Here is a 21128-nt window from a genome sequence, read left to right on the forward strand (position 1 = left end):
ACTGGCAGGGCCAGTCGCAAAGAATCGTATCAAGCTTTAGCCTGGTGATAGCTGCTGACCTTAAACAGGCGGCGGCAATAATCAAGAAAGTAGCCATAGACAGCGCCCATCAGCATTGACACCACGATGTTCGAACTTACTGCAGCCGTAATCTGGTGCCAGTCTGCGCCAACCGTTAACAGAATAATCACATATACCGGCGACTGGAAGGTGACGTAAGCCAACACGTCTGCCAGGTTTTTCCCCCATCCTGCCTGCGTGGCTTTCCGCGCCGCACGCATAAATAAATCGCGGTACATGCCGTAAGGCCATGCGATCAGGATGTTGACGGGGATAGCCACCAGTCTGGAGTACAGTGACTGTTCGAAGCTCATTCCTGAAAGGAATATTTCGATCAACATGTTCACGACAGAACAATAAACAACCATCGCGAACGTGTCTGCTACTGCATGACGCAAGCGTGACTGCGGAGAGAACATGTTAATGCTCCTTGTAAAAAGGGAAAAAAAGGTTTTGAATGCCTTCTTGCTAGTGATTTGTCTTGCTGCTTTCGCGTTTGAATAGGATATCTGTCTGGATAATAACTGGCAACTAGCTTAAAATTTTTATTTATAACCTTTTTGTCGATAAAATGCTCTGCAATGGTCTGTTTTTTGTTCGTTTTGGTATTTTCGTTGCTGTGTTAATTAAAGGTATTTTAGATCAATGGGTTATAGGAATTTGTTTTTCTGAATTTTTTGCGCTCCTTTTCTGAATGTTGACCAATGTGCAATATGTAGACGAGTTGCCCCGTGCGATGCCGTGGTCTGTTTCTCAAGTGACGTGCAGAGATAGCTTGCAGGTATATTCCTGGCAGCTATCCGGTAATGGAATATATTGCATGGACGATAGCAAAATAGATGCTATAAATACCAGGGTTGGCTATTTGTTTAATAACTCTCGAAGAAATTAGACTGGAAATATAATAAGCAGTTGCATACAATATTTAGCGTAATACTGTTTTTACGTTAAAGAGGTTTTGTTAATATGAGTTCAATGTTAAAAAACTTAAATAATATCCGCTCGCTGCGTGCAATGGCTCGTGAATTTTCCGTTGATGTACTGGAAGATATGCTTGAAAAATTCAGGGTAGTGACCAAAGAACGGCGCGATGAAGAAGAACAACTGCAGCGCCAACGTGCAGAACAGCAGGAAAAAATTAGTGCCTTGCTGGCGCAGATGCAGGCAGATGGGATCAGTCCGGAAGAGCTGTTGAGCATAACGCCTGCGACGGCACGTTCAGTTAAAAAACGTCAGCCACGCCCGGCGAAATATCGTTTTACCGATTTCAATGGTGAAACGCAAACATGGACCGGACAAGGTCGCACACCGAAGCCAATTGCTCAGGCGTTGGCTGCCGGTAAATCTCTTGATGACTTTTTGATCTAATTACGACGGCGGTGAGGGTGTCCTCACCGCTTATTTTCAGCAAACGCCGAAATCACCTTCTTCGGTATATCGCGTCACATCAGCTGCTTTCAGCGTGAATTTATCACCGCTTTCATTACTGGCTTGTACCGCCACAATTTGATCGCCATTGACTTCGATAACTTTCAGTTTGGGTCCGCCCATGCGCGGTTGAACCAGATCGCCAGGTTGAAACATATTGCTCTCCTTTATTTATCGCAGAACTCACCATAGATCACGTCATTCAACGGGTACAGCGCTGTTTCAATGATTACCGCTTAATGAGTACGTCGGTTCCAGGGCATGATATTCAGTACTCGCGCCATGCCGCAAAAGCCGGTCACGCCAGCGAGAATCAGCCCGGCGCCAACAAAACCGCTCAGCAGGAAGAACGCGCTGTTAACGGCGTAACCCAGAATGACGCCAAGTAAAGCAAGGCTGCCTGCGGCTATCTGTACCTGACGCATCAGCGGTAACGGTTGTGAACTGTCTTTCGCCACCGGCAAACCAGCGGCTTTCCAGCCGTCAATTCCGCCTTCCAGCAACCAGACCTGCGCAGGCGCGGCAATGGCGCTCAGTTTTGTCGCTGCGTTTTGTGTACGTTTGCCGGACTGGCAGTGAAAAATTACCTGACCGGCGCGTAAATTCTCAGGCAGCACTCCGTGCTCAAGCGTGGGTAACGGCACCAGATGCGCCTCAGGAATATGCTCGTACAGATACTCATCAGCATCGCGGATATCAATCAGTTTTGCACCTTGTGCGAGGCGCGTCTGCGCCTCGCGCGGGGAAATCGTCCCAATGGTCATGATGGCTCCTTATGGGCAATACAGTGTTTTTAATGTGGCGATCAGCGAATTCACGGCCGCATTTTTAATGGAGTAGAGGATGCGCTGGGCATCGCGCTGGCTCTCTATCAGACCTTCTTCGCGCATACGCGCCAGATGCTGGGAGGTGGCGGAAGGGCTCAGTCCGGTAGCGCGGGCTAACTCGCCTGCGCTGGTACCGGGCGAACCGCAGAGCATGCACAAAATCAGCAACCTTTTCGGGTTACTCATCGCTTTGAGCAGAGCGGCAGCCTGTTCCGCGCTGGCCTGGAGTTGTTCAAGTTCTGTCATATGTATTTAAGTATAGTCTAAATTAAGTAAATTCTAAAATAAAAAGCCAACGTATGCCAGCGTAAAGAGCGTAAAAGAGGGTAAAACAGCAGGGCGAGACGGACGGAGTTAGCTACACTGATTAATCTTAGAGATAAAATCTCTTTTTAAACAATGATTAACTTTTTGCTTGTAGGGAGTGTGTATGGGTTTCTGGAGAATCGTTTTTACTATTATTCTGCCCCCGCTTGGCGTGCTGCTGGGGAAAGGATTCGGCTGGGCATTTATCCTCAATATCGTTCTGACGCTGCTGGGCTACATCCCCGGTTTGATCCACGCCTTCTGGATACAGACGCGTAACTAATCCTCCTTCTGCTACGGCGCTTTGGCGCCGTTTTCTTTGCGTCTCGTTCTCCTCTGCTACACTTTTGGGTGTTGATTGTTAATAACCGAGGTGGATATGGGACTTTTCAATTTTGTAAAAGATGCGGGTGAAAAACTGTGGGATGCGGTCACTGGAAACCATGACACAGCCGATCTGGCAAAAAAGGTGCAGGAACACCTGAATAAAACCGGCATCCCGGATGCGGATAAAGTGAACGTGCAAATTAACGAAGGCAAAGCCACCGTTTCTGGCGATGGTTTAAGTCAGGAAGCGAAAGAAAAAATCCTGATTGCGATCGGTAATATCTCCGGTATCGCCAGTGTAGACGATCAGGTTAAAACCTCTGCGCCCGCGAGTGAAAGCCAGTTTTATACCGTAAAATCTGGGGATACCCTGAGCGCTATTGCCAAACAGGTTTACGGTAATGCCAACCTGTATAACCAGATATTTGAAGCGAATAAACCGATGTTGAAAAGCCCGGATAAAATCTATCCTGGGCAGGTTTTACGTATTCCGGAACAGTAATATTATTCAGGCTTATTCCGTCAGTAATTTGCCGGACATCGCCTGTTGAATAATCGGAATTGGCGTCAGCAGGTGCTGGCGCATTAATTCGCTGGCGCGCGCGGTATCGCGTGCCAGAATTGCTTCGGTCAGCGTCTTGTGTTGATCGTGTTTATCTTCCAGCATTTCAACTGACAACACCGTTTTACGCAGCCAGATAAACCGGTAGCGCGCCGCCAGAGAGAATAGACGTTCGCGCATTTGCAACAAGTATTGTGAACCGCAGCCGGCGACAATCGCCGAGTGAAACGCCTGATGGCGCTGATCCCACTCGTCGAGCATCTGTTCACTGGCGTCAATGGCTTCAAGTTTGCTGAGCATATGCGCCCGCGCCAGAATTTCAGCTTCCCAGGCGTCATCGCCGCGTTCAATCGCCAGCGCGACCAGCATGGCTTCCATATTGGCGCGGGCATCGAAAATATCGAGCAACTCTTGTTCTGACATCGGGGCGACACGATACCCTTTCTGATTAACCACCGTCACCAGCCGCTCCGCGACCAGTTGCGAAAGCGCTTCACGCAGCGGTCCCACGCCAAGATCGTAGCGCGAGGTCAGCAGACTCATACGCAGTTTTTCATCAGGCTGATAAACACCGCGAATAATGTCGTTCTTCAGCCAGCGGTATCCATCAATGGCCGTCGGTTGGGGAATGGCGGTCATGGTCTTACTCCTGAACGGATCCCCGGCCTGCGCCGGGAACAGGTTTAATGCGTATTTTGCAACGGTGCTTTTTGCCACGATAGCAGTTTTTTCCAGCGTGACATAATGGGCACGGTACAAATAATTCCTATGGCTAACAACCCGGTAGAGATAACTTCCAACTGTTGTGCTGGCCGAAATAACATGACTACCAGTACAAAGATAATAAACGCGATGACCAGCCAGGTAAGCCACGGATAGAGCCACATTTTCAGTTTAATTTCGCCGCCTTGCGCCAGTAGGATTTTGCGCATCCGTAGTTGTGAAATCGCAATCACCAGATACACCAGCAGCGCGATGGCACCGGAGCTGTCGATCAGGAATTTAAACACCTTGGCTGGGGCGTAATAGTTGACCACCACGGTGAGGAACGCGGCCCCCGTAGACAGCAATACCGCCACATAAGGCGTTTTACTGCGGTTTGTTTTACCCATAAAGGCGGGCGCATCGCCACGACGGCTCAGGGAGTAGAGCATACGCGAGGACGTATACAGCGCGGAGTTCAGACAGCTGGTCACCGACAGCAAAATAACGCAGTCCATGATCAGTTTCGCGTGCGGGATATGCAGTAACTCCAATACCGAGCGGTACGAACCCACCTCTTTCAGTCCCGGCATATTCCATGGGATCAGTGCCACCACCACGAAAATGGAGCACAGATAGAAGATGGAGATACGCCAGATAACTGAGTTGGTGGCTCGGACGATATGTTTGTCCGGTGTGTCGGACTCGGCGGCGGCGATGGTGACAATCTCCGCCCCCATAAAGGAGAACATGGTGATTAGCATCGCACTGAGCACTGCGCCAAAACCGTTGGGCATAAAGCCGCCCTGATCCCACAAGCGTGAAACGCCGCTGACGTCAGCATAAGGGTAGAAACCGCTAATTGCCGCCGCACCGAGGGTAATAAACGCCAGAATGGCAATCACTTTGCACAGCGCCAGCCAGAATTCGAACTCACCGTAATTTTTGACGCTCAGCAAATTACTGCCAGTTAATGCCAGCGTGATAACCAGAGAAAACAGCCAGACAGGAATGCCCGGCACCCAGGAGTGTAGAATGATGGCGGCGATATTCGCCTCCAGCGGGATAACCAACACCCAGAACCACCAGTACAGCCAGCCGATGGTATAACCTGCCCACGGACCGATGGCCTTATCGGCATAGGTGGAAAAGGAACCGGTATCTGGGGTGGCGACGGCCATTTCGGCCAGCATGCGCATAATCATCACCACCAGCAACCCGGCGAAAAGATAGGCTAATAATACCGCGGGGCCGGCTTCTGCAATCGCCACGCTTGAACCAACAAACAAACTTGCGCCGATAACCCCGGCAATAGACAGCATGGTGACGTGGCGTGATTTCAGCCCGCCCCCTAAATCATGTGATTGTGACACTTGCCCCATCTTTTAAACCTCTCGAAAGTATTTCACTTGGGAGAGCACCCCGGCATTCCCGCGCCGGGGCACGCGTATTATTGTTATTGACCCTGTTTGCCGGATGGCGGCTCCGCCTTATCCGGCTTAAAATTCCCCGTTCGGATACAGGGCTTAACCCTGCTTCGCCTCGGCAAAACACTGAGCGATAATGTCCAGCCCCTGGCGGATTTGCGCGTCTTCAATGGTCAGCGGAACCAGAATGCGCAGCACGTTGTAGTAAGGTCCGCAGGAGAGCAGGATCAGCCCTTTATCGCGTGCACGCGCCACCACTTCCGCAGTCAGTTTGGCGTCTGGCTTCGTGCGATCGCCGTCTTCAAACAGTTCGATAGCGATCATCGCGCCCAGTCCGCGCACATCGCCAATCTCGCGGTGGGTTTCCGCGATAGCCAGCAGGCCTTCGCGCAGGGTTTGTCCCAGCTCGTTGGCTTTTTGCAGCAGATTTTCCTGTTCGAAAATGTTCAGTACCGCCAGCGCGGCGGCACAGGCAATCGGGTTACCGGCATAGGTACCGCCCAGCCCGCCCGGTGGGATAGCGTCCATCACTTCGGCGCGTCCGGTCACTCCGGCCAGCGGGAAGCCGCCGGCGATGGATTTGGCGAAGGTGGTAAGATCGGGGGCGACGCCCATCTGCTCCATAGCGAACAGCGTACCGGTACGGCCCGCACCGCTCTGTACTTCATCGGCAATCAGCATGATCCCGTGCTCGTCACAAATGGCGCGCAGACGTTGCATAAATGCAGGTGAGACAGCGTAGAAACCACCTTCGCCCTGGACGGGCTCAATCACGATGGCAGCAACATCTTCCGGCGCGGCATCGTTTTTGAAGATGCGGTGAATGCTGGCGATAGCATCGTCGTCACTGATGCCGTGCAGCGGGCACGGATATAGCGCGCGATACACGTGGCCTGGCATCAGCCCCATTCCGGCTGAGTAGGGATTGACTTTCCCGGTCAGCGACAGGGTGTAGTGCGTACGACCGTGGTAAGCGCCGCTGAAAGCGATCGTGCCGGTTCGCTTAGTGGCGGCGCGGGCGATTTTTACCGCGTTTTCCACCGCTTCGGAACCAGTCGTTACCAGCAGGGTTTTCTTGGCGAAATCACCCGGCACTTTCTTGTTCATGATTTCGCACAGCTCAAGGTAAGGCTCATAGGCCAGCACCTGGAAACAGGTATGGGACAGCTTTTTCAACTGCGCTTCTACCGCAGAGACGATCTGCGGATGCAGGTGGCCGGTGTTCAGCACCGCGATACCGCCAGCAAAATCGAGGAATTCACGGCCTTCAACGTCCCACACCCGACAGTTTTCTGCCCGCTCGGCAAAAATTGGGTGGATCTGTCCAACGCCACGGGGAACGGCGTTGCTGCGACGTTGCATAAGTTCTTTGTTGGTGCTCATCAGGTGTTCTCCAGTATTTATTTTATTAAAGGCCGATGCACATATATTTGATTTCTAAGTAGTCTTCGATGCCGTATTTCGATCCTTCACGGCCAAGACCGGAGGCTTTGATCCCACCAAACGGGGCGACTTCGTTGGAGATAATGCCGGTGTTAATCCCGACGATGCCGTACTCCAGCGCTTCGCCAACGCGGAAGACGCGGCTCAAATCACGGGCGTAGAAATAGGCGGCCAGACCAAACTCGGTGTCGTTGGCCTGAGCGATGACGTCAGCTTCGTCTTTAAAACGAAACAGCGGAGCCAGCGGGCCGAATGTTTCTTCTTTGGCGACCTTTGCGTTATCAGGCACATCCACCAGAATGGTGGGTTGGAAGAAGTTCCCGCCGAGCGCGTGAGGTTTACCGCCCGCGATAATGCGCGCGCCTTTATCCAGGGCATCGGCGATGTGTTCCTGCACTTTGGCTACCGCTTTCTCGTCGATCAGTGGTCCGGTGGTGACGTCAGGTTGCAGACCATCGCCGAGGCGCAGCTTGCTTACCGCCTGTTCAAGTTTTTCGGCAAAACGCTCATACACGCCGTCCTGCACGTACAGGCGGTTGGCGCAAACGCAGGTTTGCCCAGCGTTACGGAACTTCGACGCCAGCGCGCCTTCCACGGCTTTATCGAGATCGGCATCGTCAAAAACGATGAACGGCGCATTGCCGCCCAGTTCCAGCGACACCTTTTTGATGTCTTTGGCACACTGCTGCATTAGCTGACGGCCAATTTCGGTTGAGCCGGTAAATGACAGCTTGCGCACCAGCGGGTTGCCGGTCAGCTCGTTGCCGACCGCGCCCGCAGAACCGGTCACCACGCTGAAAACGCCTGCTGGGATCCCTGCGCGATTGGCAAGCTCTGCCAGCGCCAGTGCGGAGTAGGGGGTTTGGCTGGCGGGTTTAAGCACCATGGTGCAACCTGCCGCCAGCGCCGGGCCAGCTTTACGAGTGATCATCGCCGCCGGGAAGTTCCACGGTGTAATCGCGGCGGTAACGCCGATCGGCTGTTTGATGACGATCAGACGTTTATCAGCCTGATGGCCGGGGATCGTATCGCCATAAATGCGCTTACCTTCTTCGGCAAACCACTCAATAAATGAAGCGGCATAGGTGATTTCACCTTTGGCCTCTGCCAGCGGTTTACCCTGTTCCAGGGTCATCAGGCGGGCGAGATCGTCCTGATGCTCAATCATCAGGTTGAACCAGCGACGCAGGATGTTGGCCCGCTCTTTGGCGGTCAGCGCACGCCATGCGGGCAGAGCGCGGTTAGCAGCGTTGATCGCTTCGCGGGTTTCATCCGCCCCCATTTTCGGTACGCTGCCCAATTGCTGACCGTTGGCGGGGTTGGTCACCGCGAGGGTCTCGCCGCTGTTGGCGTCACGCCAGTTGCCGTCGATCAATGCCTGCTGGCGGAATAAGGTTGGATCGTTAAGTTGCATAATTGCTTCCTGTCTTAATCGTGTTAACGGGTGAATGCGGCGTGTAATGTCTCCACGCTACGTGCCGCACGCAGCGTGCGTCCGGAATTACTCTGGTTCTCCAGTAACGCATGAACTTTGCTGACAATATGCGCGCCGATAGGGATCGCCGACGTTGCCGCCGGAGAAGGGGCGTTACAGGTGTGAATTGAGCGTGGCGTTGTGACAAACAGGAAATCGTCTATTAGCTTGCCATCAGGTGACACCGCCTGCGCCCGCACGCCCGCAGGCCAGGGCTGCAGATCGTTCTGCGTCAGACTTGGGCAGTACTTTTGCACCAACCGCAGATAGCCGCTTTTGCACAGCGAATTCTTCATTTCGCCAAGCCCTGAACGCAGGTTGTTTTGCAGCACGCGGCGAATGCCAGAAGAACCGAGGATCTCCAGCGTATCGCTGAGCGAGAAGTCGCGTTTACGGTAGCCTTCACGTTTAAATGCCAGTACCGCGTTGGGACCCACGGTGACGCTACCGTCAATCATCCGGGTCAGATGAACGCCGAGAAACGGCATCGCCGGGTCGGGGATGGGGTAGATCAGATGGTTAACTATCTGGTTATGTTCTGACGCCAGGCGGAAATATTCGCCACGGAATGGACAGATGATAAAGCCGGGTTCAACGCCGAGCATTTTCACCAGTCGGTCCGCCATCAGACCAGAGCAGCTAATCAGCGTTGCCCCCTCAAATTCCTGCCCCTGGCGGGTATGGACGATCACGCCCGCAGCGTGCTCCTTTAGCGCGCTGACCTCGGCGTTGTAAATAATCTCGCCGCCTTTGGCCTGGAAAATCTTCGCCATCGCGGCGGTCACTTCACGGTAGCTGACGATCCCGCTCGACGGGACGAAAATGCCGCCCAGCCCGGTGATATTGGGTTCACGCTCACGTAGCTCCTGCGCATTCAGCCATTCGCGCTCCAGGCCGTTAGCGGCGGTGCGATCCCAAAGCGCCCGCATGCGCTCCATTTCCAGTGAGGAGGTGGCAACCAGCATTTTTCCGCAGACGTCGTAGCGGATGCCGTTTTGGTCGCAAAAGGCTTTTGTGGCGCGATTACCGGCCAGGCAAAATTGCGCCTTCAGGCTGCCGGGGGTGTAATAGACCCCGGCATGAATTACGCCGCTGTTATGGCCCGTCTGGTGGCAGGCCGGACCGGACTCTTTTTCCAGCAGCGCTATTCTGGCGTCCGGATAGACATCAATCAGTTGCATGGCGGTCGACATGCCGATAATGCCGCCGCCAATAATCACAAAATCATACATCCGCTTTTTTCCTTCGCGCTTACTGATGAGTCTGGTAGTGGTTTGTCGCGTAAGCGAAATAACCACGTTGGCGCATCAGTTCGCGGCGCAGGTCAGGATGCGAGGTGAAGCGGTCACGACCATGCAGCCAGAACAGGTTGTTGATCAGCAGGAATTTACCCACTGGAACCGGAACGGAAATAATGCTCTTACTGGTTTCCAGCGCATCGGACAAATCGCTCAGCCAGACGCCTTCTTCATAGTCTTTAGGCTGGACGAACTGGTCGATGTAACGCATTACCGGACGCCCCTGCTGGTCAACGTCAAACACCGGATGGAACACTTCCTGGCTGACGTTTTTGCTCGGCGGCGCGGCAAAACGCATCGCGCGACGCGCCAGCGGATGGGTAAAGTAGTGATCCAGATGTTCCCAGTCGTCGAGGTGCAGCAGCAGCGAGTTACCACCGGTCATGTTCTGTTCGTCAATTTTCATCATCAGCACATAGTCGGTGATCTCTTCGAGGTAGGTTCCGTCGTTATGCAGCTCCATGACACGGTGCGGCTGGCGCAGGTAGCTGTCTGAGTTATCAACGTTTTTCACCACAAAACGCGCATAATATTGCCCACTCATCGCATCAAAATTGGAGCGTCCGATCAGATGTGCCACCGCCGTCGCCAGCTTAACCATCTCTTCGGCCTGCGCGACATCATCTACGCCGACGGCATTGATCAACAGCGCGCCTTCGGCACGATCGAGCAACGTTTTCAGCAGCACAGGCTGCAACTGATTACCGCACAGATCATCGAGGATTTTGCCCACTTTGAAGCGCAGGAAGGATTTGTATTCCAGGGCCTGTACCGGCCACTGCGCAACGGCCTGTATAAATTGTTCAGTGGTCTCAGCGGAAAAAGTCAGCTCCAGCAGACGTGGGGACTGGGCTGATGGTTTCAGCGTGAAACCGCTGTAGTGCTGGGCAGGATCTTCAGCGTTCTGTTTTACGGCAGTCAGTGCGTTCATCAAATCGTTCCTCTCAGTAGATTGTCAGGGAGATATGGCGCAGCTCGTTTCGTAGCCATAAATTAAAAATATCTACATTTTTGAAAAACGCGCACAGAATGAGCTTGTTTGTTTATTATTTGTGATCAAAAACAACAATTATTTAACATTGCAAAAGGTGAGGATTTAGAGGCTGGATGGATACTGAGTGGCTATTTCAGGGGCGAAAACCCCTGATTTTAAAGAGGAAGATAAGGTGTGTTAATGTTCCAGAGCGATGGCGCAGACGTGTTCCACATGGGTCAGATCGTGGTATAAGTCGGGCAAGGTCATCTTTTGACGAATTACGATTTTGAGATTGACCTCAATTTTGCCCTTCTTGATATCCCTGATCGTGATGTTTTCGATAATGTTTTTCTGTTGATGAATGCGGGTTATCAGACTTTCAAGAGCGTCTCGTTCATCAAGAATAACCCGCACTTTAACTTTTCCGGGAAACTGGTTTCTGGTCTGTAAGAAAATTATGAATGGGCTTAGTTTGATCGCTAATAAAAATAAAGCCGTGGCAAAAACAGCATGCAAATAAAAACCGGCTCCGCAGGTAATTCCCACCCCTGCAGATGCCCAGACAATTGCCGCAGTAGTGAGACCAGAGATAGCATCGTCGTGTCGGTGCAGAATGACTCCCGCACCGAGAAAACCAACGCCGCTGATAATCTGCGCCGCCAGGCGCATAGGATCGCTACGGATATTCATCGAAATTTCAGCATAGTATTCAGCAGATTGTATTGATACGACAGTTAACACACAGCTGGCTACGGATAAAATAACGCAGGTTTTGAAGCCGACCGGTTTCCCTTTCGATTCTCTTTCCAGGCCAATAATGCCACCCAGAATAAATGCAATACTGATTTTGATGATCGTAGTTAAAGGCAACAATCCTTGCTCATTGATGATGGCGGCCAGATTATTCATGCAATTACCTTAATAAGAGAGTCTTTAACGATCAGGAGTTTGCTTTTTTCAATGTGAGGTCCGTTTTGCGTTTCGAAATATCGTCCCGGAAGAAAATCAGGAAGAATACGCTGACCACTGCAGCAACGCCTGCTGAAACTAGCCAGAATGTCTCCCATTGTGGCAACGCCTCTGGACCTTGTTCCGTCACGGTGTTGTTAAAGATTTGCCCGCATACGGTGGAAGCAAATAGCAGACCAACGCCGTTGGAGACGATAAATCGCAAGCTTTGGGCTTGTGCTTTAATCTCTGGCGCTGCTTTACGGTCAACATAAATGTCGCCCACGGTAAAGAAAAAGTCCCAGCAGAATCCTTGTAACATCAGGCCGATCAGCACAAACATCATGTTGGCATCCAGCGAGGCATTAGCAAATAATAGTGTGCGGATAATCCAGCAAACGGCGCCTAACATCAGCGTGATTTTGAAGCCAGCTTTCAGTAAGAAGAACGACAGCAGGAACATGAAAATGACTTCACAGGCGATGCCAACCTGCATCATTGAGGCGGCGTTATCGAATCCAAGCGCTTTTAAAAAGACCGGGATATAGGCGGAATAAGCCGTTTTAGGGATCATCAGGACAAAAATACTGAGCATCAAAACCGAGAAACTGCGGTCTTTGAAGAGCGCCAGAGCATCCAGACATAACAGATCGCGAAGCGTAAACACACTTCCTTTTGCTTTCGGTGGGGTATTTGGCAACGTAAAACAGTACAGGCCGAGAACGACACCGGAAGCCGACGCGATATACCAGGTGATGGTATTTCCAGAATAACCCATTTCACCAATGATAAAGCCGATGACCATAAAGCCAAATGTGCCGAATACACGAATAAATGGGAAGTATTTTACCCCGTTAATGTGGCTGAAACTGATACTGTTCGCCAGCGCAGTTGTAGGATAAAACAGCAGACCAACCAGGAAAATCATGGTTAACGTCATACCTGTATTTTGTGCCTCAATAAATTGCGGAACAAACAACAGTACACCAGCATTAATTAAATGCAGGATCGCCATGACTTTTTGTGACGAAAAAAAGCGGTCGGCGACCATGCCAATAAATAGCGGGGAAAGAATAGTCGCCAGGCCAAGCAAAGCATAGGATGAGCCAATAATTGTCGCCATACCATAGGTGCTCAATACCAGCCCCATGGTCATATTCCAGGCACCCTGCATGAAATATTGTATGAACATCATAATCAACAGGCGTGGTGTTTTATTAAGGTCCATATTGCATATCCTTATTGGTTGATGCTCAGGTTAAGCCCGTCCCAGGCGACAAGAATGTTCTCTTTGTCGCATGCCGCAACGAGATCGTCGTGCAGCAGACCTCCGCTGTGTGAAATATGCGAGACGATAAGTTGGCTATTTTTCTCGAGGCAACCGAGTTCCGCAAGCCTGTCTCTGGCGGCGAAGACGGTTTCCAGGCTCATGTGGTTATTCGTACGATTATCACCATTAAAACCGTAGGTGCACTCCAGGACAGCCAGATCGATTTTTTTCCCTTTCAGCCACTGCCATGTGAGCTCAGGAAACCAGCCTGAATCATGTCCGTAGAAAATTGACTGGCCTTCTTTTTCGATAAACCAGGTATAACAAAGCTCCCACTTGGCATGGTTAGCCAGCAGCGGAGTGATGCGGTATCCGCGAGTTTCAACGGTCACGAAAGGAACCAGACAATGAAAAGCAAATCTTTCAGCGCTGTAGCCCGGTAGCACTTCCGCGGCACCGTTAATTGCACGGTCATTACCAAAAATGTGCAACGGATGAGTAATTTCAAATCCATACCCTTCCATTCGGCTAAATAGATCGCCGACGTTGAAATGATCGGGATGAGTATGTGTGAACAATAGCGATCTGATCTCTGTTGCGTCCAGGCCATCTCGCAGCAGTTGTTGGCTGAATTCAGGCGCCACGTCAATGAGCAGTTCATCGTCGATAATCGCTGAAGAGTGTGTGCGTAAGTCTTTGCCTTTCCGAATGCGGGCTTGCTGGCAGTGCTCACAACGGCAAAAAGGATTGGGGATCCCTTCAGATGCAGCGGTTCCCAGAAAATGAATCTTCATGTTTCCCTCTTAATGACAAATGTGATCGTTGTTTTTTTAGGCAATAATGTAATAAAACGTAATTGGAACGTGTCAATTATGATTCCGGCGTTTTATATGAACAACGATCTTTTTCTTCAGAAGTGATCCTCTTCAAGTATTATAAAATTTATACTTATATTTCATTGTGTTAATGTTTTTATGTTATGAGACTTGTCTATCAACAACATCAGGCTTTTTTATTATGACATGTTTATAAAATGCACTTTTTAATATTGTAACGTTCAAATTTAAGTGCTGAAGATAGTTTCCTGATGAGCGCCGTGCTAGCATCAAAGCATCAGGGGAAGGATGTAAAAATGCCAACTATCAAAGACATAGCAAGAATTGCCGGTGTGTCGCATGGAACTGTCTCGAATGTGCTCAATGGCAGAGGGAATGTAAGCGTCGAGAAGATTGAAGCGGTTCAACGTGCAGCCCGAGAAGTTGGCTATCAGTTGAATGCGCAGGCGCAATCGTTGAGAGCCAGCAAAAGTCAGGGATTGGCACTGATTCTGCCCGACATCAATGCCGAACAGTACTTTCAACTCTATCGGGGATTGCATCAGGTTTGGCAGCCTTCATTAAGCGAACCGATTGACCTTTACCTGACCAACGATCTGCCCAATCTTGAGCTGGAGATTCTGCAAACGCTGGCGGCAAAGTCCTACCAGGCTGTTGTCTCGGTCAGTTGCCTGAATGACAGTCAGCCCTATTACGACTTGCTCAGGCTCTCCCCGGAAAATGTTCTGTTTGCATATCGCCAGCCTGTCGGCGCAGTTTGTTATTTTAGCCTTGACTATGTGACTGCAGGCGAAGAAACAGCGAGGAGGGCGCTGGCGCAGCAGCCGGGCCATATTGGTATATTCTGCGAACGTCTGGAATTTTCCCATAGCGCGAGCTTTACTCAGGCGATACAGGAAACCTGCCGGGAATTAAGTCCGCATACGAAGCTAACGATTTTACCTGCACATGCCAGTGAAGCTAACACCGTCGCTTTTGACTTTTTTCGCGGGGCAATTCCCGATCTGTTTATTGTCCAGGACTCTGAGAGAACGCGAGCACTGACGCAAGCAGCCTGGTTTGGTAGCTCCCAGTCCTGCCCGCCGATATTGCAACTGAGTGATAATCTTCCTGCATCCTTCGACGGGATCACAAGCTACCAGATGGATTATGGTCGCTTGGGGACAACTATTGCCTCCAGTATTCGCCTGCCCAAAAGTAAAGAAAAGCATCGTATTCTGACGAATTGCGGTTTTTCCTGGAATGGACAGTACGTGCCGCCGCCTGAAACCGAGGCGACGCTGAATATGTTAATTTTACCAAGTCCTTCGACTGATGCGTTGAAGAAATTGTTACCCCACTTTTATCGCCAGACCGGTATTAAGGTTAATCTGGCGGTTTATCCCTATGATGAAGTTTTTGAAATCCTTTCCCATCTTCATCTACATCCTTATTACGATTTATTGCGAATCGATATGGCGTGTTTTCCCTGGTTTGCTGAGAAAGCACTATTGCCGCTGGAATCCGTCTCTTCTGAGCTTCCGCTGCTGTTGGAAAATTTCTCTGAGCAAATTCAACAGCACTTCAGCATGGTGAATGGGACGGCATGGGCAATACCCTTTGATGCCAGTATGCAGCTTCTGTTTTATCGACGAGATCTGTTTGAAGACGCGACGATTAAACGGATGTTTTATGAAGCAACGGGAAAAGAGTTAACGCTGCCAGAGAGCTTTGCACAATTTGATGAGATAGCGGCTTTCTTTAGTCAATTACATCAGCCAGAAAACAGACAGCGCCCGATGGGAACTGCGGTGACCCTGGGAAGCTCGGGGCTTATTGCTACCGAGTATCTGCTGCGTTACTACGCGCTCGGTGGGCGTTTAGTGCGTGAGGGCGAGCCGGTACAACTCGAGCCTTCACTTGCCGCAACTGCACTCGAACAATATCTACAACAGCTTTCTATCGCCGTGAATCTCCCCGGTGAGTGGTGGAGTGACGCGGTAAAACAGTTTGAGCGTGGAAATCTTGCCATGCTGATCATGTATCTCAATTTGTTTAATGATGTGGCGCACACGGCCATAGCGCCCACTATCGGCTATGCTCCCGTTCCAGGGCAACTTCCACAATTGGGGGGCGGTTCCATTGGAATGTCCCGCTACAGTAAAAAGAAAAAACAGGTTGAGCAGTTCTTTCATTGGCTTTATTCCGATGAAATTGCGCGTCATCTGGTTTTGCTGGGAGGAAATAGCGCCTGGTCTGGAATATGTCACGATCAAAACGTTCTCAATCTCTACCCGTGGTTTAATTTATTGAATGAAAAAGGCATGACGGGAATAAGGGAGTCTGAGGGAAGTAAAGGTGAACCTTTCAACCTGCGCCAGGCAGAGATTATTATCGGGCAAGGTGTGACGAATGCAATTAACGGCATTATGAATGTCACTGAGGCCGTGGAATATATCAATGCGCGAATAAGAAACGAAACGGGTGCCTGAGCCTGCCTCTTCCTGTTGACGTAAGAGGCAGGGTAATGCTTTGTCAGTAACCGACTTTATAAATACGCCCGGTTTGGATGCCTTCCACACTGCGGCGATAGGCGTTGGCGACGGTGGCGGCGGGCACACTTTCAAAGCCCGGGAAGAAATCGTCGTAAGCTTCGGCGGACTCACTGAGCACGGTTGGGCTTATCAGGTTAATACGCTGACCACGCTCTAATTCGCAGGCCGCGGCGCGAACAAATCCTTCCAGACCGGCATTGATCGTTGCCGCATTCGCTCCCTGTGCGATGGGTTCATGGGCGATGATGCCGCTAATTAGCGTAATTGAGCCGCCATCATTGAGAAAATGCTGCCCGGTTAGTGCCAGACGAATCTGGCCTAACAGCTTATCCTGTAACCCCTGATTAAAGTCCTCATCGGTCATCGTCGACAGCGGCCCAAAGAACAGATTGCCGGTGGCGGAAACGATCGCATCTACCCGACCGACTTTTTCAAACAATGCCTCGACACTCTCCTGCGAGGTGATATCAACCTGGTAATCTCCCTGCGTGCGACCTACGCGGATCACCTCATGTTTACGGCTTAACGCTTCTGTGACTGCGCGCCCCACTGTGCCGCTGGCACCAATAATGACGATTTTCATAACCACCTCCGCAATAGTGTGAGCGACTATTCTTTAATGAAAATGAAATCGGATAAACTGGCTAAAAGTTAGATGATTACTAACCAGGGGTTTGTAATATGGATAAACTGCGCGGCATGGAAACGTTTATCGCCGTGGTGGAGAGCGGGAGCTTCACCGTTGCAGCAACGAGACTCGAAATGTCTGCGGTGATGGTGGGTAAATATATTACCCAACTGGAAGCGCAGCTTGGCACGCGTCTGCTGGAGCGTAATACGCGCCGCCAGAGCCTGACCGATGCCGGGCGAGTCTATTTTGAAGAAGCCCGCCGCGTGCTGGAGCAGGTGTCGATAGCCGAACGTTCGGTAGAGCGTTTGCGGCTGGCACCGGCGGGGACGCTACGCATTAGCGCGCCCACTTCTTTTGGCGCTTGCGTGATCTCGCCGCTGGCCGCTGCATTTTTACAGGCCTGGCCAGAGGTGCGCATTGAGCTGGATCTGACCAACCGGATGGTTGATCTGGTGAATGAAGGCGTTGACCTGGCAATCCGTATTGGCGATATCCATCAGACTGACGTGGTGGCAAAATACCTGTGTCCCTACCGTATGGCAATCTGTGCTTCGCCAGAATATCTTGCCCGCTATGGTACTCCCCGGACGCCCGCGGAACTGGTGGACCATCTGTGCCTGTCCCATACCGTGTGGACGGCTCGCAACGAGTGGATACTGCCTGGCGTGACGGGTGAGGTCAGATGGAAACGCGATGCGATCCTGCGCTGTAACGATGGCCACGGCCTGCGTATGGCGGCGGTCGCGGGGGCCGGACTGTTATTGCAACCGGAGGTGTTGCTGGCGCAAGAACTGGCTACGGGGAAATTGATTCGGGTGCTGGAAGGGTTTACGCCGCAGCCGCGGTCGATTCATCTTCTTTGGCGACAGGATTTGCGTCCTCTGCCCAAACTCACAAGGTTTGTTGAGCACGTGCTGGAAGGAACGCGAAGTTTGCGTTGAAGATGAAAATGCCGGATGGCGCTACGCCATCCGGCTTAATACTAACCGATATCCACCTGCGGTTTGCTGTTACGTTTGCGGATCAGTCGCAGCACTGGCGGGACTACGATAACCAGTACCGCCAACACCAGCAGCACTTTCGCCACGCCGCTGGCCCACAGAATATCCATATTACCGTTACTGATAGACAGCGCCCGGCGCAGGTTCTGCTCCAGCATTTCCCCGAGAACGAAGCCTAAAATCAGCGGCGACATCGGGAAGTGCATTTTACGCAAAATGTAGCCCAGTACGCCGAGGGCGACCATCAGCACCAGATCGAAGGTGGTGCTATGGACGGCATACACGCCAACCGCGGAGACTGCCGCGATAGCCGGTACCAAAAACCACAGTGGGATGGTCAGCATACGGGTAAACAGGCCGATTAGCGGGATGTTCATTACCAGCAGCATCACGTTGGCAATCAGCAGCGCCGCAATCAGCCCCCAGACGATATCCGGTTGTTCGGTAAACATCGCCGGACCCGGGGTGATGTTGTACAGCGTCAGCGCGCCCATCATCACCGCCGTGGTGCCGGAGCCCGGTACGCCGAGCGTCAGCATCGGGATAAAAGATCCGCAGGCCGAGGCGTTGTTGGCGGCTTCGGGGGCCGCCACGCCGCGAATATCACCCTTGCCAAAGCTGTCGCTGTTGCCGCTGAGCTTTTTCTCGGTCATGTAGGTGATTGCGCTGGCAATGGTCGCGCCAGCGCCAGGCAGAACGCCGACGAAAAAGCCAATCACCGATGAACGCAGGGTTGCGCCAACGCACTGCGCACCTTCTTTGGCGTTAAATAACATGCGGCCCGTTTTACGCACCAGCGTCTGGCCACTGCTGGTATGTTCCAGCATTAACAGTATTTCAGAGACGGAGAACAGCCCAATCACCACCACGATAAACTGCACACCGTCGGAGAGATGGACGCTGTCAAAGGTAAAGCGATAAACCCCGGTATTGGCGTCTACGCCGACGGTCGCAAGGCCGAGACCGATAAGCGCTGCCAGAAATGATTTCAGCGGATTTTGCGCCATCATACTGCCGAGGCAGGCAATAGCGAAAACCATTAAGGCGAAGTATTCCGCCGGCCCGAAGGCCAGCGACCATTGGGCTAACGCTGGGGCAAACAGAATGATGCCGCCGATAGCGATAAGCGAACCAAAGAAAGAACTGACCGCCGAGATAGAGAGTGCGACGCCGCCGCGGCCTTGCTGCGCCATCGGATAGCCATCGAGCGCGGTCATAATCGCCGCCGCATCGCCGGGAACATTCAGCAGGATGGAGGAGATACGCCCGCCGTATTCACAACCAATGTAGACGGTCGCCAGCAGGATCAGCGCAGATTCTGCGGGCAGATGCAAAGCGAATGCCAGCGGCAGCAGGATCGCCACGCCGTTAATGGGCCCAAGTCCAGGCAGCAGTCCGACAATAGTACCGACAAAACAGCCAATCAGGGCGATGACCAGGTTTTCCGGTGTCATTGCCACCGCGAAACCCTGAGAAAGATAAATCCAGGTATCCATCGTTTCTCCGTTAACCCAGCCAGGCGCCGAGTGGTAAGGTGACGTCAAGTAGTCGGTCAAAGGCATACCACAGCAGAATGCCAAGCACCGCGCCGGAAATACCCGCAGCCGGGATAGTTGCGCCGAACAACATGCCGATCACCACGGTGAGAATGGCGGTGGCGATGGGAAAACCGAGCCACTCAAAACCCCAGGCATACATCAACAAAACAATCACCATCGTCAGCAGCTTTTGCAGTACGTGGCGACGAGGCCAACTGATGGTATCGGGATGGCGCAACAGCAGCGCCACGGCGCATATCAGCATCAGGCTGATAATGCCAAGCGGAAAGGGACGCGGCCCAACCGGTTCATAGCTGTATTCGCTGGTGATTTGCCAGGCCACGAACAGCCCGGCTATACAGAGCAACAGCCAGATACCTGCAAAAATACGATCGCTCATCATCTTTGCCTCTGTGCTTATTTCGCCAGACCGAAGGCTTTCGCCTGCTCACGATAATCCGTGACCTGCTTTTTTACGTACTCGTCGAGCTGTTTACCGCTCATGTTGAATTCAAACAGGCCGCGCAGATCGCGCTGCTTTTTAAACTCATCGGTCTGCTGGAGTTTGTTAAAGGCATCAACCCACCACTGATATTCGGCGTCGCTGACTTTGGGGCCCACGTAGAAGCCGCGAATGATAGGCCACACGAGGTCATAACCCTGCTCTTTGGCGGTTGGCACGTTAGCTAACTGACCCGGCAGGCGTTCTTCCGAGAACACCGCGAGCACGCGAATTTTGTCGCCGCTGAGATAAGGCACCATTTCACTGAGATCGCCGGAAACCACCTGCACGTGATTGCCCATCAATGCGGTAACCGGTTCGCCGCCGCCTTCAAAGGCGACGTAGCGCATCTTATGCGGATCAACGTTGGCTTTTTGCGCCAGCAGCGCCGACTTCATCCAGTCCTGGCTACCGATAGAGGCGCCTGCGCCAATGACCACGCTGTTGGGATCTTTCTCCATTGCCGTCAGCAGATCTTTCAGCGTTTTCCACGGAGAGTCCTGGCGTACGGCAATCATGCCGTAGTCGGTACCCACGCTTGCCAGCCAGCGGACATCATCCACGCCGTAGCGACCAAACTTGCCCTGTGACAGGTTCAGCAGTGAGCCGCCGGAGAAGGCCACTACGGTACCCGCTTCAGCCGGGCGTTGAGCGACGATCGCGTTATAGGCCACGGCGCCAACGCCGCCAGGCATGTAGGTTACGCGCATCGGTTTTTCGATAGCGCCGGTTTCCATCATGCTCACCTGGATCAACTTACAGGTGAGATCGAAACCACCGCCGGGTTTAGCTGGAGCGATACATTCCGTGCGCGATGGCGCTTGTTCGGCCAGAACAGAGGTACTCATCAGTAAAATGCTTGCAGTAAGGGTACGAAGTAACTGTTTTTTCATTGTTTATCCTCACGCCGGAAAACCGGATTTTCGGGTACGGAAGAAGATTTTTGTGATTATGTGAGCCGATGTGTAGCAGTTCGGTTGCGTGATTGTTAAAACATTAACCTTTCAATTCCCTTTCAATGCGGCAGAAACTTTACAG

General features: G+C 52.0%; 22 protein-coding genes. 5 read left to right on the forward strand and 17 right to left on the reverse strand.

The annotated features are described in order from the left end of the window. Positions 1–29 precede the first annotated feature (29 nt). Positions 30–479, reverse strand: a complete 450-nt coding sequence (alaE, locus tag OGW16_RS05215) for an L-alanine exporter AlaE (protein WP_016154144.1) — start codon at positions 477–479, stop codon at positions 30–32. 547 nt (positions 480–1026) lie between these two features. On the opposite strand from alaE, the gene stpA reads away from it, so the two are divergent. Beyond that, positions 1027–1428 carry a DNA-binding protein StpA gene (gene stpA, locus OGW16_RS05220; RefSeq protein ID WP_047409266.1) on the forward strand — a complete coding sequence of 134 codons (402 nt, stop codon included), beginning with the start codon at positions 1027–1029 and terminating at the stop codon, positions 1426–1428. Between the two features lie 36 nt (positions 1429–1464). Here stpA and OGW16_RS05225 read toward each other — a convergent pair whose 3' ends face one another. From OGW16_RS05225 to OGW16_RS05235, 3 genes are all read right to left on the reverse strand, one after another. Beyond that, entirely contained in the window at positions 1465–1644 is a 180-nt protein-coding gene (locus OGW16_RS05225) for a GDFGVC terminal motif YodC-like protein (protein WP_043017306.1), read from the reverse strand. An 80-nt stretch (positions 1645–1724) separates the two neighbouring features. Continuing rightward, positions 1725–2252 (reverse strand): rhodanese family protein, encoded by a 528-nt coding sequence (locus OGW16_RS05230; protein WP_043017305.1) that lies wholly within the window; start codon positions 2250–2252, stop codon positions 1725–1727. 9 nt (positions 2253–2261) lie between these two features. Then, entirely contained in the window at positions 2262–2561 is a 300-nt protein-coding gene (locus OGW16_RS05235; RefSeq protein ID WP_181634373.1) for an ArsR/SmtB family transcription factor, read from the reverse strand. Positions 2562–2745: 184 nt separating this feature from the next. Here OGW16_RS05235 and OGW16_RS05240 point away from each other — a divergent pair, with 184 nt between their 5' ends. Then, positions 2746–2904 (forward strand): YqaE/Pmp3 family membrane protein, encoded by a 159-nt coding sequence (locus OGW16_RS05240; RefSeq protein ID WP_003037242.1) that lies wholly within the window; start codon positions 2746–2748, stop codon positions 2902–2904. A 96-nt stretch (positions 2905–3000) separates the two neighbouring features. Then, positions 3001–3450 carry a peptidoglycan-binding protein LysM gene (gene lysM / locus OGW16_RS05245; RefSeq protein WP_016154138.1) on the forward strand — a complete coding sequence of 150 codons (450 nt, stop codon included), beginning with the start codon at positions 3001–3003 and terminating at the stop codon, positions 3448–3450. 12 nt (positions 3451–3462) lie between these two features. Here lysM and csiR read toward each other — a convergent pair whose 3' ends face one another. The 9 genes from csiR to OGW16_RS05290 all read right to left on the reverse strand — a co-directional run bounded on the left by csiR (position 3463) and on the right by OGW16_RS05290 (position 13842). Next, on the reverse strand, positions 3463–4149 hold the full coding sequence (csiR, locus tag OGW16_RS05250) for a DNA-binding transcriptional regulator CsiR (RefSeq protein WP_043017304.1): 687 nt from the start codon (positions 4147–4149) through the stop codon (positions 3463–3465). Positions 4150–4193: 44 nt separating this feature from the next. Further along, complete coding sequence (gabP, locus tag OGW16_RS05255; RefSeq protein WP_043017303.1) at positions 4194–5594, reverse strand: GABA permease; 1401 nt, start codon at positions 5592–5594, stop codon at positions 4194–4196. Positions 5595–5738: 144 nt separating this feature from the next. Then, positions 5739–7022: a 4-aminobutyrate--2-oxoglutarate transaminase gene (gabT, locus tag OGW16_RS05260; protein ID WP_100194762.1), complete on the reverse strand. Its 1284-nt coding sequence runs from the start codon at positions 7020–7022 to the stop codon at positions 5739–5741. A 25-nt stretch (positions 7023–7047) separates the two neighbouring features. Beyond that, positions 7048–8496, reverse strand: a complete 1449-nt coding sequence (gabD, locus tag OGW16_RS05265; RefSeq protein WP_075145752.1) for an NADP-dependent succinate-semialdehyde dehydrogenase — start codon at positions 8494–8496, stop codon at positions 7048–7050. Between the two features lie 23 nt (positions 8497–8519). Further along, on the reverse strand, positions 8520–9788 hold the full coding sequence (gene lhgD / locus OGW16_RS05270) for an L-2-hydroxyglutarate dehydrogenase (RefSeq protein ID WP_047409284.1): 1269 nt from the start codon (positions 9786–9788) through the stop codon (positions 8520–8522). Between the two features lie 19 nt (positions 9789–9807). Beyond that, entirely contained in the window at positions 9808–10785 is a 978-nt protein-coding gene (gene glaH, locus OGW16_RS05275) for a glutarate dioxygenase GlaH (RefSeq protein WP_043017299.1), read from the reverse strand. A 240-nt stretch (positions 10786–11025) separates the two neighbouring features. Then, a complete protein-coding gene (locus OGW16_RS05280) occupies positions 11026–11739 on the reverse strand; it encodes an MgtC/SapB family protein (RefSeq protein ID WP_043017298.1) in 714 nt (237 codons plus the stop codon). 31 nt (positions 11740–11770) lie between these two features. Beyond that, on the reverse strand, positions 11771–13006 hold the full coding sequence (locus OGW16_RS05285; RefSeq protein ID WP_043017297.1) for an MFS transporter: 1236 nt from the start codon (positions 13004–13006) through the stop codon (positions 11771–11773). Between the two features lie 11 nt (positions 13007–13017). After that, on the reverse strand, positions 13018–13842 hold the full coding sequence (locus OGW16_RS05290) for an MBL fold metallo-hydrolase (RefSeq protein WP_043017296.1): 825 nt from the start codon (positions 13840–13842) through the stop codon (positions 13018–13020). Between the two features lie 338 nt (positions 13843–14180). Here OGW16_RS05290 and OGW16_RS05295 point away from each other — a divergent pair, with 338 nt between their 5' ends. Next, a complete protein-coding gene (locus OGW16_RS05295; RefSeq protein ID WP_286518042.1) occupies positions 14181–16355 on the forward strand; it encodes an extracellular solute-binding protein in 2175 nt (724 codons plus the stop codon). A gap of 43 nt (positions 16356–16398) precedes the next feature. Here OGW16_RS05295 and OGW16_RS05300 read toward each other — a convergent pair whose 3' ends face one another. Further along, on the reverse strand, positions 16399–17007 hold the full coding sequence (locus tag OGW16_RS05300) for a short chain dehydrogenase (RefSeq protein ID WP_477100022.1): 609 nt from the start codon (positions 17005–17007) through the stop codon (positions 16399–16401). Between the two features lie 92 nt (positions 17008–17099). Here OGW16_RS05300 and OGW16_RS05305 point away from each other — a divergent pair, with 92 nt between their 5' ends. Then, complete coding sequence (locus OGW16_RS05305) at positions 17100–17990, forward strand: LysR substrate-binding domain-containing protein (protein ID WP_087050848.1); 891 nt, start codon at positions 17100–17102, stop codon at positions 17988–17990. Positions 17991–18031: 41 nt separating this feature from the next. Here the strand turns inward: OGW16_RS05305 and OGW16_RS05310 are convergent, their stop codons facing one another. From OGW16_RS05310 to OGW16_RS05320, 3 genes are read right to left on the reverse strand one after another with little or no spacing between them, the layout of a single operon-like run. Continuing rightward, complete coding sequence (locus tag OGW16_RS05310) at positions 18032–19546, reverse strand: tripartite tricarboxylate transporter permease (protein ID WP_043017292.1); 1515 nt, start codon at positions 19544–19546, stop codon at positions 18032–18034. A 10-nt stretch (positions 19547–19556) separates the two neighbouring features. Then, positions 19557–19991: a tripartite tricarboxylate transporter TctB family protein gene (locus OGW16_RS05315; protein WP_193145212.1), complete on the reverse strand. Its 435-nt coding sequence runs from the start codon at positions 19989–19991 to the stop codon at positions 19557–19559. 14 nt (positions 19992–20005) lie between these two features. After that, the gene (locus tag OGW16_RS05320; RefSeq protein WP_047409299.1) at positions 20006–20983 is read right to left on the reverse strand and encodes a Bug family tripartite tricarboxylate transporter substrate binding protein; all 978 of its coding nucleotides are present in this window, start codon (positions 20981–20983) and stop codon (positions 20006–20008) included. Between the last annotated feature and the right edge of the window lie 145 nt (positions 20984–21128).

Source organism: Citrobacter sp. Ce104, assembly GCF_030334595.1.
GTDB classification, from domain to species: domain Bacteria; phylum Pseudomonadota; class Gammaproteobacteria; order Enterobacterales; family Enterobacteriaceae; genus Citrobacter; species Citrobacter europaeus.